Source organism: Mycolicibacterium parafortuitum (assembly GCF_010725485.1).
Lineage (GTDB): Bacteria > Actinomycetota > Actinomycetes > Mycobacteriales > Mycobacteriaceae > Mycobacterium.
Genome location: NZ_AP022598.1, coordinates 846,429 through 863,316, shown reverse-complemented (window position 1 = coordinate 863,316; position 16,888 = coordinate 846,429). Strand labels below are relative to the sequence as shown.

Sequence of the window (16,888 nt, the reverse complement as noted above, 5' to 3'; positions counted from 1 at the left end):
TTAGACATGGAGGTGATGTCCGTACCTGCGGTGGGTGAGTTGCGCTTCGTCGCGGTGGGCCAGGACGATCCGCTGGCCGCACCGCTACTCGAGGAGCTCGCGACCGAATACGCCGACCGCTACGGCGGCACGCGCGACCGCGTCCACGCCTGGTTGCGCGGGTATCCGGCAGATGAATTCACACCACCGGCAGGCGGGCTGATCCTCGGATTGCTCGGCGAGCGGCCGGTGACCGGCGGCGCGTTCCGCCGCTTCGACGAGCACACCGCCGAACTCAAACGCATCTGGACCGACAGTGGGCACCGCCGCCGCGGCTACGGGCGGGCGCTGGTGTCGCGGCTGGAGACCGAGATCACCGCCCGCGGTTACCGCCGGATCTACCTGACCACCGGCGACCGCCAGCCCGAGGCCGAGGCGCTGTACACCTCGCTGGGCTACACCCGACTCGACGACCCGCTGCCCGCCGACGGCGAGGTCTACCCGATCGCGTTCATGAAAGTCCTGACGTGACCGCGCCGCCGCGGGTCGCCGTCGCACTGGAGGGCTACGGCTGGCATCCCGAGGCGTGGCGCCACACGACCGATACCCGCCCGGTGACGGCGGGCGACTACTGGGCGGACCTCGCCAGGACCGCCGAACGCGGGCTCGTCGATTTCGTCACGTTCGACGATTCGCTGTCCCCGCAACGGCGCAGGCGCCCGGAGATCGATCCGCGCTGGCTCGCCGGCCGCCCCGATGCGGTGCTGCTCGCGGCGCGGGTGGCGGCGGTGACGCGGCACGTGGGGCTCGTCCCGGTGGCCAACGTCACCCACACCCCGGCCGGTCAGTTGGCGAAAACCTTTGTGACGCTCAATGACATCTCCTGCGGCCGGGCCGGATGGCAGATCAGGGTCGGCGCCGCGGCGCACGAGGCGCGGCTGTACGGCAGGCCCCCGCCGGCCGGGGAGGTGTTCGACGACGCGCTCCGCGCTGTCGCGGCGGTCCGGGACCTGTGGCCTTCTCCCCAACCGGTGGTCGCCGCCCTCGCGCACAACCCGCGCGTTTACGAGTTCGCCGCCGCCGGTGCCGATCTCGTGTTCATCACCCCGCAGGGCGATGACTCGGTGACGACGATCCTCGGTGAGGTCGAACAGGCCGGCGGACGGGGTCTGCAGGTGTACGCCGACCTCTACGTCACGTTCGACGGCGCCGTCGACGAACGCTCGGACGCGCTGGTGTTCTCGGGGACCCCACGCGAACTCGCCGACCACATCGTCGCCTGGCACCGCCTCGGTGTGCACGGAATCCGGCTGCGCCCGGCCGTGAACTCCGCCGACCTGCCCGTCATCGCCGGCGAACTGATCCCGCTACTGCAACATCGCGTCGGCTTCCGTACCGGCTACTCCGACGGTGAGACGCTGCGGCAACGCCTCGGACTTCCCGCCGACAGGTCTGTGAAAGCGAGCCCGCCATGACCGTTCCACTGGCCATCCTTGATCTCGCGCCGATCCCCGAGGGCTCCGACGCGGCCACCGCCCTGCGCAACACCGTCGACCTGGCCCAGCACGCCGAACGCTGGGGGTACCGGCGATTCTGGGTGGCCGAACACCACTTCGTCTCGGTCGCGAGTTCGGCGCCCGCGGTACTGATCGGGCAGATCGCCGCGGCGACACAGAGTATCCGGGTCGGCGCCGCGGCGGTCCAGCTCGGCCAGACCACCGCGATCGCCGTCACCGAGACCTTCGGCATGCTCGACGCCTTCCACCCAGGCCGGATCGACCTCGGGGTCGGGCGCTCGGGGCAGCGCCGCCGCGAGGCGCAGCGCGACCCGGCCGTGAAGCGGGAACCGAAACCCGTGCCGCCGTGGCAGGAGATCGACGGCGTGGTGATCCCGGCGCCGTTCGACATCACCGCGATGATGCGTAACCCGCGGCTGAAGGCCCGGATGTCGGTGCTGCAGCAACCCGAGGCCGTCGCACCGGATTTCGCCGAACAGGTCGACGACATCCTCGCGATGATCGCCGGCCGCTACCGGATCGGCGACGTCGAGGCGCACGCCGTGCCGGGGGAGGGGGCTGCGCTGACGCCGTGGGTGTTCGGCAGCAGCAAGGGTCAAAGCGCCCGGGTCGCTGCCGCGCGGGGGCTGCCGTTCGTCGCGAGCTACCACATCACCCCGGCCACCGCGCTCGACGCCGTCGAGGTGTACCGCGCCGAGTTCCAGCCCTCGCCGGCGCTGGCCGAACCTTACGTGGTGGTGTCGGCCGATGTGGTGGTCGCCGAGGACAGTGCCACCGCACGGCATCTGGCGTCGAGTTACGGCCACTGGGTGTATTCGATCCGGGCCGGTGACGGTGCTTCGCCCTACCCCGACCCGGATCGTGTCGTGCCGTTGCCCGCGGAGCAGGAGGCGGTGGTGAAGGACCGCACCGCAACACAATTCGTCGGAGACCCCGACGAGGTGGCGCATCGGCTCGATGCGCTGCAACGGGTCAGCGCCGCCGACGAGTTGGTGATCACCTCGGTGACCCACCGCCATCGCGACCGGTTGCGGTCGCATCGGTTGCTCGCCGAGCGCTGGGGGTTGGCCGGTGGATGCTGAGCGCCCCAACGGTATTCGCCTGGCGGCGCGGATTCCCGGGACGGCCGGGTTCGACACCTGCATGCGCATCGCCCGGTCGGCCGAGCGCGGACGCTTCGACTTCGTCCTGCTCGACTTCGTCCACGAGAGCGCGCCCGACCCGTTCTCCGTAATGGCCGCGCTGTCGGCGGTGACCGATCGCATCGGCCTCGTCGCGGTGGTGGACACCGACACCGCTGAGCCGTTCGATGTAGCGCGGAAACTGGCCACCGTCGACCACCTGTCCGGCGGCCGGGCCGGATGGCGCATCGCCGATTCCTGCGACCGCGAACGTGCCGGGGAGTTCGCCGCCGTCGCACGCGAATTCTGGGACAGCTGGGCCGAGGACGCCGTGCCGGCCGACCGCGAGGCGGGCCGCTACGTCGATCCAGACCGGATCCGGCCGGTCGAGCACCGCGGCGCCCATTTCACCGTCCGCGGCGTCGCGACGATGCCGCGCCCGCCGCAGCGGTATCCAGTGCTGATCACCGCCGGTCTTCGGGCGCTGTCGGGTCCGCCCGGCGCGATCACCGCCGAGATCGCACGGCAGGTGCGTCACGGCGGTGGTGACGTTCTCCTGGTCGGCCCGGACGGCCTCGACGCGGTCGTCGAGCACCTCGGCCCGACCGCGCTATAGGCTTGCCGATGTGTCGCAGGCGACCGTGGGCTGGCTGTTGCTGGCCGCTGCCGCCCTGACCTTCGTGCTGGGCGCGGTGTCGCGGCTGTTCATCGGCAACAGGCGCGAGTCCAAGGCGGTGCGCGCCCTGGTGCACACGTTCCGCCGAACCGGCATCGCGCGTGTGTTGTTCGGCCGCTTCTCCGATGACGTCCTCGACGACGACGAACTCGACACGATGATCCTGATGCCGGCGATCGTCGTCGCGTGCGGCCTGGCGCTGACCGCGATCTTCCTGCTCTTCTACGGCAATCTGGCCTGATCCACCGCGTCGCGCACCGGCCCCCGCCACACCGGGCCGTGTCCGGGCAGCAGCACCTCGGTGTCGAGATTGCCGAGCGCGTCGAGGCTGCGCAGACAGGCGGCCTCGTCGTGGTTGAACACCGACGGCAACAGCTGCGGGCCGCGGCGGCCCGACACCGGATGATCGGTGACCAGCGCGTCGCCGCTGACGAGCACCCCGTCCACCACGTACGAGCAGTGCCCGCCGGTGTGCCCCGGCGTCGGAACGCACACCGGGGCGCCCGGCAGCTGTGTGGCGGTCTCGGCGGTCAGCGCCGCCGTGGTCGGGATGCCCTCGTGGGTCAGCGCGCCCTTACGGATGATCGACACCGACCACTTGAGCCACTTCGGTTGCCATGCGTTGCGGGCCACCGCCACCGGGGAGGCCTGCTCGAGATATTCGCGCCTGGAGTGCCCGACCTCGTCGGTGTGGCAGTACACCGGGGTGCCGTGGGTTCCTGCGAACCAGATCGCGGTGCCGAAATGGTCGATGTGGGCGTGGGTCAACAGGATTGCGCGCACATCGCCGGCGCCGAAGCCGAGGGCGCGCAGCGAGGCCAGCACGTCCTCGCGGTGCCCGGGGAAGCCCGCGTCGATCAGGATCACCCCGCCGCCGCTCTCGTCGGAGCCGGTGACCAGCGTCCAGTTCACCAGGTCCGTCTGGGCGAAGTGCACGCGCTCGGTGATGGCCGTGACTACCGGTGCCATGAAGCGAGTGTAGAAACATAACTATGGCTGAACTGAAACTGGGCTACAAAGCGTCGGCGGAGCAGTTCGCGCCTCGCGAACTCGTCGAACTCGCCGTCGCCGCCGAAGAGCACGGCATGGACAGCGCCACCGTCAGCGACCACTTCCAGCCCTGGCGGCATGAGGGCGGCCACGCCCCGTTCTCGCTGGCATGGATGACCGCCGTCGGGGAACGCACCAAGCGACTGCAGCTGGGCACCTCGGTGCTCACCCCGACCTTCCGCTACAACCCGGCCGTCATCGCCCAGGCGTTCGCGACCATGGGATGCCTGTACCCGAACCGGATCTTCCTCGGCGTCGGCACCGGGGAGGCGCTCAACGAGATCGCGACCGGTTACGAGGGTGAGTGGCCGGAGTTCAAGGAGCGCTACGCACGGCTGCGCGAATCCGTCCGGCTGATGCGCGAACTGTGGCTCGGTGACCGCGTCGACTTCGAGGGCGAGTACTACAAGACCAAGGGCGCGTCGATCTACGACGTGCCCGAGGGCGGCATCCCGATCTACATCGCCGCGGGCGGCCCGCAGGTCGCCAAGTACGCCGGTCGTGCCGGCGACGGCTTCATCTGCACCTCCGGCAAGGGGGAGGAGCTCTACAAGGACAAGCTGATCCCGGCCATGCGGGAAGGTGCGGAGGCCGCCGGCAAGAACCCCGACGACGTCGACCGGATGATCGAGATCAAGATCTCCTACGACACCGATCCGGAACTCGCGCTGGAGAACACCCGGTTCTGGGCCCCGCTGTCGCTGACCGCCGAGCAGAAGCACTCCATCGACGATCCGATCGAGATGGAGAAGGCCGCCGACGCACTGCCGATCGAGCAGGTCGCCAAGCGCTGGATCGTCGCGTCGGACCCCGACGAGGCCGTCGCCAAGGTGAAGGATTACGTCGACTGGGGCCTGAACCATCTGGTGTTCCACGCCCCCGGCCACGATCAGCGCCGGTTCCTGGAACTGTTCCAGCGTGACCTGGAGCCGAGGCTGCGCAAGCTCGGCTGACGTCGCGAATCCCGCGGGATGATCCGGCTTCTCGCGACGCTGCTGGGCCTGGCGGCCCTCGTCGTCGCGGCGGCGGGCTTCACGGCCCGGTACCTGCCCATCTCCGGGCACCCGACGCTGATCCTGGCCGCCGCCGCGCCGTACCTGTCGGTGGCCGCACCGGCGGCGATGCTGCTGTTCGCCCTCGGCAGGCGCTGGGTGCTGAGCCTGGTCGCGGTGGCGCTGACCGTCGCGCTGATGTGGGTCTACGTCCCGCGCTATCAGGTGGCCTCGGCAGCCGAGGCCGGGACCGTCGAGCTGCGCGTGTTGACCGCCAATCTCGGTATGGGACAGGCGGATCCGGATGCGCTCGCCGCGCTGGCCGCGAACTCCGCCGATGTGGTGGCGGTACAGGAGATGACGCAGGAGGCCGCCGACGGTCTGTCCGCCGCCGGGATGGACCAGGTGTTCCCGCACCGGGTGATCGTGCCCGCGCCGATGGCGGCGGGAATCGGTATCTGGAGCAGGTTCCCGCTCGTGCATCCGGGCCGGATCGACGGCTACGCATTGCCGATGGTCGGGTCGAGGATCCGGGTCCCGGGGGTACGCGTCGACGCGACCGTGTTGTCGGTCCACCTGGCCGCGCCGTGGCCCATGCCGATCGACGCGTGGCGTTCCGACCTCACGGCGTTCGCCGACACGCTGCGCGAGATCGGCGTCAGCGCAGGGGCGGGCGCGGTGATCGTGGCGGGCGACTTCAACTCCACCTATGAGATGGCGCCGTTCCGCAAGCTGCTCGACGAGGGCTACGGCGACGCGGCCGTCGACGCCGGCGCCGGTCTGGCGCGCAGCTATCCCGGCCGCGGGTACCGTCCGCCCCTGATCGGGATCGACCACATCCTGACCAGGAACTGCTCGGCGTCGGCCGTGCGGACGGTCGTCGTGCCAGGCGCCGACCATCGCGGCCTGCTGGCCACCCTCCACCTGCCGGTCGACCTCACGGCGAGTTGACGCCTCTCAGCTGCGCGGTGGCGCCGGCGGACCGGTCACCCGGTACACCCGGAACCGTTCGTCACCGGAGGCACCGGCCACCGACAGCACACGCGTGCCGAATCCCGCGCCGTCGGCCCACATGGTCGGATAGCGCTGGCTGACGGCATCCGAGTCGCCGAGCGACGGGCTGGTCGCGACGATGAACTCGACGCCGAAGTCCCAGGGTCTGTTCAGCGCCGCGGTGAAGTCGTAGTCGCTGGTGATGAGGAACTGCTTCGGGTTGTCAGACGCCAACCACACTCCCCACGTGTTGAACGTGTCCATCAGCACCGAACCCGGGGGCAGGTTCCTGCGGTCGAAGTATTCGGCGAGCCGGCGGTCGTCGACCATCAGCCTGCGGTACCACAGCTCACCGGGCGGATAGCGTTCCGGATCGTGCAACTGCGGCAGGCCGTACTGCAGCTGCTGGTTGCCGATCCGGTCGTCCATCGTCGCCCGCACCGTCACCGGGAATCCGATCACCAGCGACGCGACGATCAGCGCCGCCCCCGCCCGGCGGGTCAGGACCGCACCGCGCTCGTCGCCGGGGTCGCGGGCCGGGGACCAGAACGCCAGCGCGATGCACACCACCATCGGGATCGCCAACAGGTAGAAGCGGAACCAGCCGAACGTGGTGGACGAGTACTGCCCCCACGCCGCGAACGCGAGCACCGGACCGAACAGTGCCAGCGGGACGAGCACATCGACCCGGCGCCGCACTGCGGCGACCACGACGGCGGCGGCCGTCGCCAGCCCGAGGAACGGTTGCATGCCGAGAAGGCGGGCCGAGATCACCACCCAGTCGTCGGAGGCGGCCCGGGTCAGTGGTCCGGCCTTCTGCATCGCCGCCTGGACCTGATGGTCGTTGCCGTACCGCGACGACAGTGTGGCGAACAGCTCACCGGTCACCACCCAGCCGGTGAGCGCCCAGGTCGCGAACGCGGTGGCGAGCGGGAACACCACGATGAGCACCATCAGCGCCGAGCCGGCGAGCTTGCCGCGCTCCCTGGCTCCGTACATCGCCACCGCGGCCACCAGCAGTGCCGCGCCGGCGCCCGCGACCACCACCTCGTAGCGGGCCAGATACCCGACGCCCAAGGCGATTCCGGCCCAGGCCAGGTCGCCCTCCCGGCGGGTCTGCACCCACCGCAGCAGATGCCGGGCGCACCATACGATGGCGAAGATCTCGGCCGCCTCGCTCATGCCCGACGCGCCGTAGACGATGATCATCGGTTGCAGCGCAAAGCATGCGACCGCAAGTCGCCGCCACAGTGGTTTCAGCCCGCGGTCGATCGCGATACCGCGGATCATCACCGCGGCGCCGGCCATGAAGACGGCGCTCTGTACGACGGCGGCAAGCCCATGCGTCTTGAGCGCCGGCCACCAGTCGGCGAATGTCAGGACGGGCAGTTGCGCGAGGCTGGGCAACGGGTTCCACACGAACCCGATCGCCGACAGGTGCGGGTCGCGGCTCATGAACACATAGCCGGCGTTCGCGACGCGGCTGGGCGCGTCGGGGTCGAACAGGTTGTAGCGCAACACCAGAACCGCACCGACGGCGAAGTACAGCACCGACAGCGTGGTGAGCAACGTCAGCGCCGCGCCGCGGCCGGGCACCGCCGTGGCGGTGACCTCGGGCTGCGGCGGTGCGGCCGCGACGGTGGCGGTCACGGGATGACGGGTGGGCGCCGGCGTCGGGCGATCAGGAACCCGGCGCCGATGAGGACACCGGCGCCGACGGCCGCCGCCGAACCCACGGCCCACCACTTCCAGCCGTCGCCGGGGTACTCGTTGACCAGCGCGACGCCCTCGCGCAGCGTCAGATTGACCGGTTCGTTGTCCGGACCTGCGGCCACCACGTCACCGGTCAGCGATGACCATCGGTCGGGCAGCCCACGGATGTAGTCCAGGCTCGCGTCCACCGCGGCCCAGTCGCCGCTGCCGGTGACCGCCAGCACCGTGCGGTCGTTGTGGGTGAAGGCCTGCACCACACCGACCTCGCCATTGACATCGATCACGCTGGTGCCGTCGATGTCCACCGAGTTCGCGGCGCCGGGCATCAGCGGTCCCACCAGTCCGGCGGCCGTGAGGTTCTCCCCGGAGCCGACCGCGAGCAGGCCGGCCTGCGAATTCGCCGACTCGGCAAGGGTGCTCAGGTGCGGCCGCAGGATGACGCTGGAGCGCTGGGCCATCAGGTTGACGACGTCGGCGGCGAACCTCAGCTGCTGCGGTGACTCGATGGCCACGTCGAACTCCGGGGCGAACGCCATCGGCAGCACCTGGAAACCGCCGCGGTTCTTGCTGCCCGGGGTCACCTCGACGGTGGAGCTCGGGTCGATGACGAACCGCAGCGTGTTGTCCAGCGGCGCGCAATCCTGATCCGGCACGTACTGGATCTCCAGGGCCATACCGACTTTCGACGTGATCGACTCGGCCGGGACATCACCGGTGACGTCGAGGACTCCGGACTCGTCGAGCACGCGGGTGGCCAGGACGGTGGAGCCCGACCGGATCACCACCGAGGCCGTTCCTCCGACGACCGGCGTGTAATCGGCCTTCAGGTGGACCTTCGCGTTGGTGATCGAGCCGACGCCGAACGCGCCGGCGTCGAATCCCGCGTAGAGCGTCGACTTGCCCTGCACCGCGATGTCGCCGGCGATGCCGAGCTGATCGAACGTCTGCAGGGTGGTGGTGGTCGGGCTGCGGTCGGTGGCCGACAGCGTCTTCGCGAAGTCGGTCTGCGCGATCGCGAAGCGCCGGTCGTCGAACAGCGACACCTGGCGCACCAGGTCGTCGCCGTCACCGGTGATCACCAGGACCGCGCGCGGCGTGCCCGGGTTCTTGAGCACGACGCTCGGGTCCTTGCCCTCGCGCAGCGTGATCACCCGGACGTCGGGGCCCGGGACCGGGACATCGTCGCTGACGTCGACGTCGATGCGGACCGGGATGGGTTGGTACAGATGCGTCAGGGCCGCAACCAGACTCAGCGCGGCCTGGGTCTGGGCGTCCGTCGGGTTCGGGCCGACGTGGATGGTGATGCCGTCGATGAACGCGGGCAGGAAATCGGCCACCGTGGTCGGGTCCGGGGTGGCCCGGGAATAGGCGCTGGCCAGTTCACTGACCACCAGTGACGGCGGGCGGGTGCAGCTGTCGGCGGACGTGCCGGCGTCCCGGATCGCGAACCTCAGCGGCGCCCTGCCGTCGACCACTGCGGCCCTGGACATGTCGACGCGCAGCGGTGTCGTGGTCGAGTTGCCGCCGACCTTGACGCTGGCCAGCGTGACGCCGCGGGAATCGAGGACGTCGAGCCGCGCGTCGGTGGTGTTGACCACCGAGCCGATCAGGCCGGTGAGCACCGCGGGCGTCACACCGGTGGGCACGGGCACCGACACCTCGGTCAGATGGTTGGCCCCGGTGAGCGCCAGTTCTCGGGGCAGACCCAGCTGGGTCCACGAGATCTCGCGCGGCGGTGCCGGTGTCGCGGCGTTGCGCTCGGGCGGCGCCGCGGACGCGTGCGGGATGCCGCCGCCGAGTGCCAGCGCGCCGGCGACGAGGACGGACGCGGCTGCGGAACGCCAGTCGGGCATCAGAGTTCCCTCCCGCTGTGCGCCAGCGGCGCGGGATGAGTCGAGGACAGTCCGTGCACGGTCTTCTCCCAGAAGTGAGGTCGGGTCAGCAGCTGGAAGATCGCCTTCATCGCGGCGATCGACTGCAGCATCCAGTACAGCGGGATCAGCGCCGCTGCCCACCACAGATACGGTTTGTCCAGCCGTTGTACGACGATCAATCCGATGTAGACCGAAAGTGGCGCTCCCACAAGGTACATGACGAGGTAGGTGTAGTAGGTCAGCGACGGGAACGCCATCTCGATCAGATGGGGCCGTCCGAGGACCCAGGTCGCCATCGTGGACCAGAACAGCAGGTTGATCACGTTGACGATAGGCACCGCACCGGTCATGTTGATCAACCGCAGGATGCCCTTGCCGCCGATCTCGGACCACAGGGTCACCGGCTGGCGCAGGTGCACGAGCATCGTCTGCAGGTAGCCCTTGTACCACCGGGAGCGCTGCCGAATCCAGTTCAGCACATCGGAGTTCGCCTCTTCGAGGGTCACCGAGTCCAGGATCCGGGTGTGGTAGCCATGCCGGGCGAGCCGGACCCCCAGGTCGGCGTCCTCGGTGACGTTGAACTCGTCCCAGCCGCCGATGGCGCGCAGCACGCCGGTGTGCATGTGGTTGGAGGTACCGCCCAGCGGGATCACACACCCGGCGGCCTGCACCGCGGGCAGCATGATTCCGAACCACTGGTCGTACTCCAGGGAGAACCAGCGCGTCAGCAGGTTCTGCTTCTCGTTGAAGTAACCGAGCCTGGCCTGCAGGCACCCGACTTGGGGCGGCAGATCGGCGAAGGCCGCGACGGCCTTGCGCAGCTGGAGGGGATCGGGAATGTCCTCGGCGTCGTAGATGGTGACCATCTCGCCGCGCAGTCCGGGGGAGGCCATCCCGTAGTTGCACGCCTTGGGTTTGGTCTTCGGTTCGCTGTGCGGCACCCGCACCACCCGAACCGATTCGAGTTCGACGCCCTCCATCGCGCGCTGCGTCGCGATGTCGTCCTCCTCGACGAGGAGCAGGATCTCCAGCTTGTCCTTCGGATATTCGAGTCTGCCGACGCCTTCGATCAGGTTGTGCACGATCGAAGGCTCGTTGTAGACCGGCAGCAGCACCGTGTACACGGGCAGCTCGTCGTCGGGGATCGCGCGCGCCCGCTCGTCGCTGATGGTGATCATGCTCGGCGCCCGCAGTCCCCGCAGCAGCAGCCAGTGCCGGTCGATCGTCGAGGCCAGATACAGCGCCGCGAGCACGGTGGTCACTATCGGCAGGACGGCCTCGGGTGCCAGAAACGCGGCCACGACGCCTGCCGCGAGCGCGGCGCCGCCGACGAGCAGGAACGCCCCGTCGAAAACCTTCCGCGCCGAGAAGTGTTCGGGTAGTTGACTTCCTGGGGTGTAGCTATGCACGGGTGACGAGGTGCGCCAGCAGGCTGTCAGCGACCTCGGTGGCTCGGCGCACCACGAGGTCGTCGACGCGGCCCTGCCCCTCGGCCTGCTGCCTGCCGATCCACAGGGCGGGGCTGACCAGGGTGTCGGTGACAGTCATCGGCTGCGGGGCGGGCGGTTCGCCGCCCGCGGTGTCCTGGTTCACCACGACGGTGACCCGCTGGTAGCCGGCGTCGCTGTGCCAGTCCCAGGTCAGCGCGTACCAGTGCGGGGTGGTGCTGTCGATCGCGGTGTCGGCGTTGCTGTAGACGGCACGCACCTCGACCGGCGCCCCGGCCGTCAGCGGCGGTGCCGCGGTGAAGTTCAGCGGGCGCGTCGTCGGGTACCAGACGGTGCTGTGGTGGTCGTGCAGCGCCGCGAGGCTGGGCATGGTGATCACGTCGACGGCGGCGGCGGGCATCCCGGCGCCGGCGGGCACCGCGTACCGGACGTAGTCGGCGTCACCACCAAGGTAGTGCTGGACTTCGCTGAGCTCGCGGGCGTCGAACAGACCCGCCGAGCGCACCCAGTCGGCCTGGGCAACCGGCGGCTCGGTGTCCGTCGGTGCGGAGGTGTGCGCGAACCCGACCACCAGCGCCAGCACGGGCAGTGCGAGCAGCGAGCGCCACGACCGGGCCGGGTAGGACTCCAGCGGGCCCGTATCGGCCCCGGTGCCGATCCACCGGCGCATACCGACGTGGACGAGCACCGGTACCCCGAGCGCGGCGATCGCGGTGACACCGAACAGCGGCAGCGCGTCGATCAGCAGGGTTGCCGTGAGCCAGCCGAGTGCCAGCGACGCAGCGGCGGCCAGCAGCCGCTTCGGCCGCGGTGCCCGCGCCCCGGCCAGATACACCGCCGTGGCGCCGAAGCACACGCTCACGGCGACGTTGGCGGTGTCCGAGCCGCCGAGCGCGCCCGCGGCGAGGGTGAACGGCACCGGGGTCGCACTGATCGCCGCGAACAACCACACTCGCCACATCCGCTGGGTGTGCCGGGCTCCGAGCAGGATGACCGACGCGCAGACAGCCCAGAGCACCGCGCCCATCAGATCCAGCCGCCACACCGCGGCGAGCGCCTCGAACCGCGCGGTGACCAGTGCGATGCCGGCGAAGCCGATGATCCCCAGGATTGCGACGAACAACCAGTCGGACTCGTTGTCGTTCACGCCGTCGGGCGGCCGGCGGTAGCCGGTGGCCACCAGCAATGCGAGCAGCGGGGTCAGCGCCAGCAACGGAGTGCGGGACCCGGCCAGCGCGTCGCCGACGAGGTGAACGTAGTCCGAGCCGTACGCGATCGCGACCAGAGCTACGACGGCCAGCAGGCGGCTCCGGTACCCCCACCGGATCTGGATCCGTTGCCTGGCCCGATTCGTCCGGTGCAACGCGTTGCTGATTGTGAGCGTATCGGCATTGCCTAGAACGCCTACGGAACGCTCAAAATTTGCTGTAGTTGTCATCGGCCGCCGATTTCCGCGAGGTGTGGTGGTTAGAGATCATGTCATGCCTGCTCTTTTGACCGCAACAAGTTTTGTCGAGTTTGTCAATTTGAGTCTATGGAATTGCTCACATCGCGTGAACGTGTAACGAAACTGTCTCGGATGGGACTCGAGTACTTTTGCCATATCTGCACCTGCCGGGCGGATGGTGCGGTGCGCGGCAGACTTTGGCACGCTTGAGCTGTGCCTGAAGCTGCGAAGGCGACCATCTCCGCCATCTATGTGGCGTCGCCCGAGGGCGACACCGGGAAATCGACCATCGCGCTGGGCATTCTGCACCGGCTCGCGGCGAACGTCGCCAGGGTCGGGGTGTTCCGGCCCATCACCCGCGACGACGGCGAGGACCGCGACTACATCCTGGAGATGCTGCTCGACCACACCACCGCCGGCCTGCCGTACGAGGACTGCGTCGGCGTCACCTACCAGCAGCTCCACGAGGACTTCGACGCAGCGCTCGCAGAGATCGTCGACCGCTACCACCGCGTCGCCGACCAGTGCGACGCGGTGCTGGTGGTCGGCAGCGACTACACCGACGTCGCCGCGCCCAGCGAGCTTTCGGTCAACGCGCGCATCGCCGCCAACCTGGGCGCCCCGGTGGTACTCGCGGTGAAGGCGCAGGGGCGCACACCCGAGCGGGTCGCCCAGGTCGCCGAGGTCTGTGTCGCCGAGATCGCCGAGCAGCACGCCCACACCGCGGCCGTGGTCGCCAACCGATGCGACCCGGCCCAGCTGGCCGAGGTGCGCGCGGCGCTGCAGCGGATCGAACCGCGCAGCTACGTGCTACCCGAGGAGCCCCTGCTGGTCGCGCCGTCGGTGGCCGAACTGCGGGTCGCCGTCGACGGCACCGTGGTGCAGGGCGACAAGGAGATGCTGCACCGTGAGGTGCTCGACGTGCTGGTGGCCGGGATGACGGCCGAACACGTGCTCGAACGCCTGACCGAGGGCGTCGCCGTGATCACCCCCGGCGACCGCTCCGATGTCCTGCTCGCCGTTCTGTCCGCCCACTCGGCCGACGGGTTCCCGTCGCTGTCCGCGGTGATCCTCAACGGCGGCCTCGCGCTGCACCCGGCGATCGACAAACTCGTCTCGGGGCTGGGGCAGCGACTGCCGATCATCGCGACGGGCCTGGGCACCTTCGAGACGGCCAGCCGGGTCGCCGCGACCCGCGGCCGGGTGACCTCGTCGTCCCAGCGCAAGATCGACACCGCGCTGACGCTGATGGACGAACACGTCGACACCGCGGATCTGCTGACGCAGCTGTCCATCCCGATCCCGTCCGTGGTCACCCCGCAGATGTTCACCTACCAGCTGCTGGACCGGGCCCGTGCGGACCGCAAACGGATCGTGCTGCCCGAAGGCGACGACGACCGGATCCTGAAGGCCGCGGGCCGGCTGCTGCAACGCTCGGTGGCGGAGCTGACCATCCTCGGCGAGGAGAACCAGGTGCGGGCCCGCGCCGCCGAACTCGGCGTGGACCTTTCGGCGGCCGACGTGCTGAACCCGAAGACCAGCGAGCTGTGCGACCGGTTCGCCGAGCAGTACGCCGAGTTGCGCAAGCACAAGGGCGTCACCGTCGACCGTGCCCGCGAGATCATGCATGATGTCTCGTATTTCGGCACCATGCTGGTGCACAACGACATGGTCGACGGCATGGTCTCGGGCGCCCGGCACACCACCGCGCACACCATCCGGCCCGCGTTCGAGATCATCCGCACCGTGCCCGGTGTCTCCACGGTCTCCAGCATCTTCCTGATGTGCCTGGCCCACGAGGTGCTCGCCTACGGCGACTGCGCGATCGTGCCCGACCCGACCGCCGAACAACTCGCCGACATCGCGATCTCCTCGGCACGCACCGCGGCGCGGTTCGGAATCGAGCCCCGAGTCGCGATGCTGTCGTACTCCACCGGCACATCCGGCACCGGAGCAGACGTCGACAAGGTCCGGGAGGCAACCGAACTCGTGCGCTCCCGGGAACCCGACCTGCCGGTGGAGGGCCCGATCCAGTACGACGCCGCGGTCGAACCGTCGGTCGCCGAGACGAAGATGCCGGACTCCCCGGTGGCCGGGCGCGCGACCGTACTGATCTTCCCCGACCTCAACACCGGCAACAACACCTACAAGGCGGTGCAGCGCAGCGCAGGCGCGATCGCCATCGGTCCGGTGCTACAGGGGTTGAACAAGCCGGTCAACGACCTGTCCCGCGGGGCGCTGGTCGAGGACATCGTCAACACGGTGGCCATCACCGCGATCCAGGCACAGGGGGACCCACGATGAGTCGCACGGTACTGGTACTGAACTCGGGCTCGTCCTCGGTGAAATTCGCTGTGCTCGAACCCGATTCGGGAGTGCTGATCGCCGACGGCATCGTCGAGCGGATCGGCGACGAGGGCTCGGTGCCCGATCACGCGGCGGCGATGGAGGCGGTGTTCGAATCCCTGGCCGCCGACGGGCACCGGCTCGACGACCTCGGGCTGGTCGCGGTCGGGCACCGCGTGGTCCACGGCGGGCCGGAGCTGTACCAACCCACGGTCGTCGGCGACGCGCTGATCGCGCGGCTCAAGGAGATCTCTCCGCTTGCGCCGCTGCACAATCCGCCCGCCATCCTCGGGATCGAGGTCGCCCGCAAGGCGCTGCCCGACCTGCCGCACGTCGCGGTCTTCGACACCGCGTTCTTCCACGACCTGCCGCCGGCCGCCGCCACCTATGCCATCGACGCCGACCTGGCCCGCACCTGGAAGGTTCGGCGCTACGGCTTCCACGGCACCTCGCATCAGTACGTCAGCGAGCAGGCCGCGGCATTCCTCGGCGCCCCGCTCGAGTCGCTGAGCCAGATCGTGCTGCACCTCGGCAACGGCGCGTCGGTGTCGGCGATCGTCGGCGGCCGGCCGGTGGAGACCTCGATGGGGCTGACCCCGATGGAGGGCCTGGTGATGGGAACCCGGTCCGGTGATGTCGATCCCGGGGTGATCTTCTACCTGTGGCGGGAGGCCGGGATGAGCGTCGAGGACATCGAGTCGATGCTCAACCGCCGCTCGGGCGTGCGGGGCCTCGGCGGTGAGATCGACTTCCGGGAGCTGCACCGGCGCATCGAATCCGGCGACAGCGCAGCACGTTTGGCCTATGACGTGTACATCCACCGGCTGCGCAAGTACATCGGCGCGTATCTGGCGGTACTCGGCTCGGCGGACGTGATCACGTTCACCGCCGGCGTGGGGGAGAACGATGCCGCGGTCCGGCGCGACGCGCTGTCGGGACTCACCGCGTTCGGCGTCGAACTCGACGAGCACCTCAACGCCAGCCCCGGCAGGACCGCGCGCCGCATCTCACCCGACGGCGCCCCGACGACGGTGCTAGTGATACCCACCGACGAGGAGCTTGCGATCGCTCGGGCGTGTGCGGGAGTACTTCGCGCTGGCCTTGGCGACGGGTAGCTCGCGGTCGGGGTCGCAGATGGTGAGCAGCCGCCGCACATGCGGGCCCGCCAGCAGTCGCCATCGAACCCCGCGGCGGGCGCACACGACGTTGATGTTCGATAGCGCGGCAAATCCGGATGCGGCGAAGAACTCGACGGTCTGCAGGTCGACGATGAGTTTGCGGGCGTCCCCGATCCGCTTCTCGATGTAGCGCGCCAGCGCCATGCTGTTCGTCGCGTCGATCTCGCCGTGGATGGTCACCAACACCGTGGTCGGCGGCAGCTCGCACGCCGAGAGGGTCGCGCGGTGGTGCTCTTCACGGAGTTCGAACGACGTCGGATCCGGCCGGAATACCCGCTGTGTACCTGCCGGGAGTGGGGGTTCGAAGGCAGACATATGGAGTTCCCCTCAGACGAACGCGGATTCGTACTGCGGGTGAGGTCAAGGGGATCGGCCCTAGTTTTCTCAAAGCTGCGCCGATGACGTCACCGTAGGTGGTGGGGTCACATTACTACGGAATCCGTGCCATGGCCATATACCGAAACGAATTCCATCCATGTACTCTCACCTGCTGTTTTCGGGTGGAACGGGCGCTTATTGCCGGGGATCGCCGGGGCGGTGCGCAGGGTTGCCGG

Annotated in this window: 15 protein-coding genes; 9 read left to right on the top strand and 6 right to left on the bottom strand. The window is 69.4% G+C overall.

Going from position 1 to position 16,888, the window contains the following annotated elements; all coding sequences use genetic code 11:
* Positions 1–15: 15 nt before the first annotated feature.
* The 5 genes from NTM_RS04030 to NTM_RS04010 are packed head-to-tail and all read left to right on the top strand — an operon-like array spanning position 16 to position 3,534.
* Entirely contained in the window at positions 16–510 is a 495-nt protein-coding gene (locus NTM_RS04030; protein WP_163765529.1) for a GNAT family N-acetyltransferase, read from the top strand.
* Positions 507–1,454, top strand: coding sequence for an LLM class flavin-dependent oxidoreductase (locus NTM_RS04025; RefSeq protein WP_163765528.1), 948 nt, complete (start codon positions 507–509; stop codon positions 1,452–1,454). Before NTM_RS04030 ends, NTM_RS04025 begins: the two co-directional genes overlap by 4 nt.
* A complete protein-coding gene (locus NTM_RS04020) occupies positions 1,451–2,578 on the top strand; it encodes an LLM class flavin-dependent oxidoreductase (RefSeq protein ID WP_163765527.1) in 1,128 nt (375 codons plus the stop codon). The genes NTM_RS04025 and NTM_RS04020 overlap by 4 nt, the downstream gene beginning before the upstream one ends.
* A complete protein-coding gene (locus NTM_RS04015) occupies positions 2,568–3,233 on the top strand; it encodes an LLM class flavin-dependent oxidoreductase (RefSeq protein ID WP_104861738.1) in 666 nt (221 codons plus the stop codon). Before NTM_RS04020 ends, NTM_RS04015 begins: the two co-directional genes overlap by 11 nt.
* A 10-nt stretch (positions 3,234–3,243) precedes the next feature.
* Entirely contained in the window at positions 3,244–3,534 is a 291-nt protein-coding gene (locus NTM_RS04010) for a hypothetical protein (RefSeq protein ID WP_083142254.1), read from the top strand.
* On the opposite strand, the gene NTM_RS04005 is transcribed toward NTM_RS04010, so the two are convergent.
* Positions 3,516–4,262, bottom strand: coding sequence for an MBL fold metallo-hydrolase (locus NTM_RS04005; protein ID WP_104861739.1), 747 nt, complete (start codon positions 4,260–4,262; stop codon positions 3,516–3,518). The two genes, NTM_RS04010 and NTM_RS04005, sit on opposite strands and share 19 nt — an antisense overlap.
* A gap of 23 nt (positions 4,263–4,285) precedes the next feature.
* Between NTM_RS04005 and fgd the strand changes: the two genes are divergently transcribed.
* Together fgd and NTM_RS03995 are read left to right on the top strand one after the other, a co-directional pair.
* Positions 4,286–5,296, top strand: a complete 1,011-nt coding sequence (gene fgd / locus NTM_RS04000; RefSeq protein WP_083142252.1) for a glucose-6-phosphate dehydrogenase (coenzyme-F420) — start codon at positions 4,286–4,288, stop codon at positions 5,294–5,296.
* An 18-nt stretch (positions 5,297–5,314) separates the two neighbouring features.
* Positions 5,315–6,286, top strand: coding sequence for an endonuclease/exonuclease/phosphatase family protein (locus NTM_RS03995; RefSeq protein WP_104861741.1), 972 nt, complete (start codon positions 5,315–5,317; stop codon positions 6,284–6,286).
* Between the two features lie 6 nt (positions 6,287–6,292).
* Here NTM_RS03995 and NTM_RS03990 read toward each other — a convergent pair whose 3' ends face one another.
* From NTM_RS03990 to NTM_RS03975, 4 genes are read right to left on the bottom strand one after another with little or no spacing between them, the layout of a single operon-like run.
* Positions 6,293–7,978, bottom strand: a complete 1,686-nt coding sequence (locus tag NTM_RS03990; RefSeq protein ID WP_232079614.1) for a glycosyltransferase family protein — start codon at positions 7,976–7,978, stop codon at positions 6,293–6,295.
* Positions 7,975–9,894, bottom strand: coding sequence for a hypothetical protein (locus tag NTM_RS03985; RefSeq protein WP_163765526.1), 1,920 nt, complete (start codon positions 9,892–9,894; stop codon positions 7,975–7,977). The genes NTM_RS03990 and NTM_RS03985 overlap by 4 nt, the downstream gene beginning before the upstream one ends.
* Positions 9,894–11,324 carry a glycosyltransferase gene (locus tag NTM_RS03980; protein WP_104861743.1) on the bottom strand — a complete coding sequence of 477 codons (1,431 nt, stop codon included), beginning with the start codon at positions 11,322–11,324 and terminating at the stop codon, positions 9,894–9,896. Before NTM_RS03980 ends, NTM_RS03985 begins: the two co-directional genes overlap by 1 nt.
* Positions 11,317–12,726, bottom strand: coding sequence for a hypothetical protein (locus tag NTM_RS03975; protein ID WP_232079613.1), 1,410 nt, complete (start codon positions 12,724–12,726; stop codon positions 11,317–11,319). Before NTM_RS03975 ends, NTM_RS03980 begins: the two co-directional genes overlap by 8 nt.
* Before the next feature lie 297 nt (positions 12,727–13,023).
* On the opposite strand from NTM_RS03975, the gene pta reads away from it, so the two are divergent.
* Together pta and NTM_RS03965 are read left to right on the top strand one after the other, a co-directional pair.
* Positions 13,024–15,114, top strand: a complete 2,091-nt coding sequence (gene pta, locus NTM_RS03970) for a phosphate acetyltransferase (protein ID WP_104861745.1) — start codon at positions 13,024–13,026, stop codon at positions 15,112–15,114.
* The gene (locus tag NTM_RS03965; protein ID WP_163765524.1) at positions 15,111–16,271 is read left to right on the top strand and encodes an acetate kinase; all 1,161 of its coding nucleotides are present in this window, start codon (positions 15,111–15,113) and stop codon (positions 16,269–16,271) included. The genes pta and NTM_RS03965 overlap by 4 nt, the downstream gene beginning before the upstream one ends.
* Here NTM_RS03965 and NTM_RS03960 read toward each other — a convergent pair.
* Positions 16,191–16,649, bottom strand: a complete 459-nt coding sequence (locus NTM_RS03960; protein WP_104861747.1) for an STAS domain-containing protein — start codon at positions 16,647–16,649, stop codon at positions 16,191–16,193. The two genes, NTM_RS03965 and NTM_RS03960, sit on opposite strands and share 81 nt — an antisense overlap.
* Positions 16,650–16,888 lie beyond the last annotated feature (239 nt).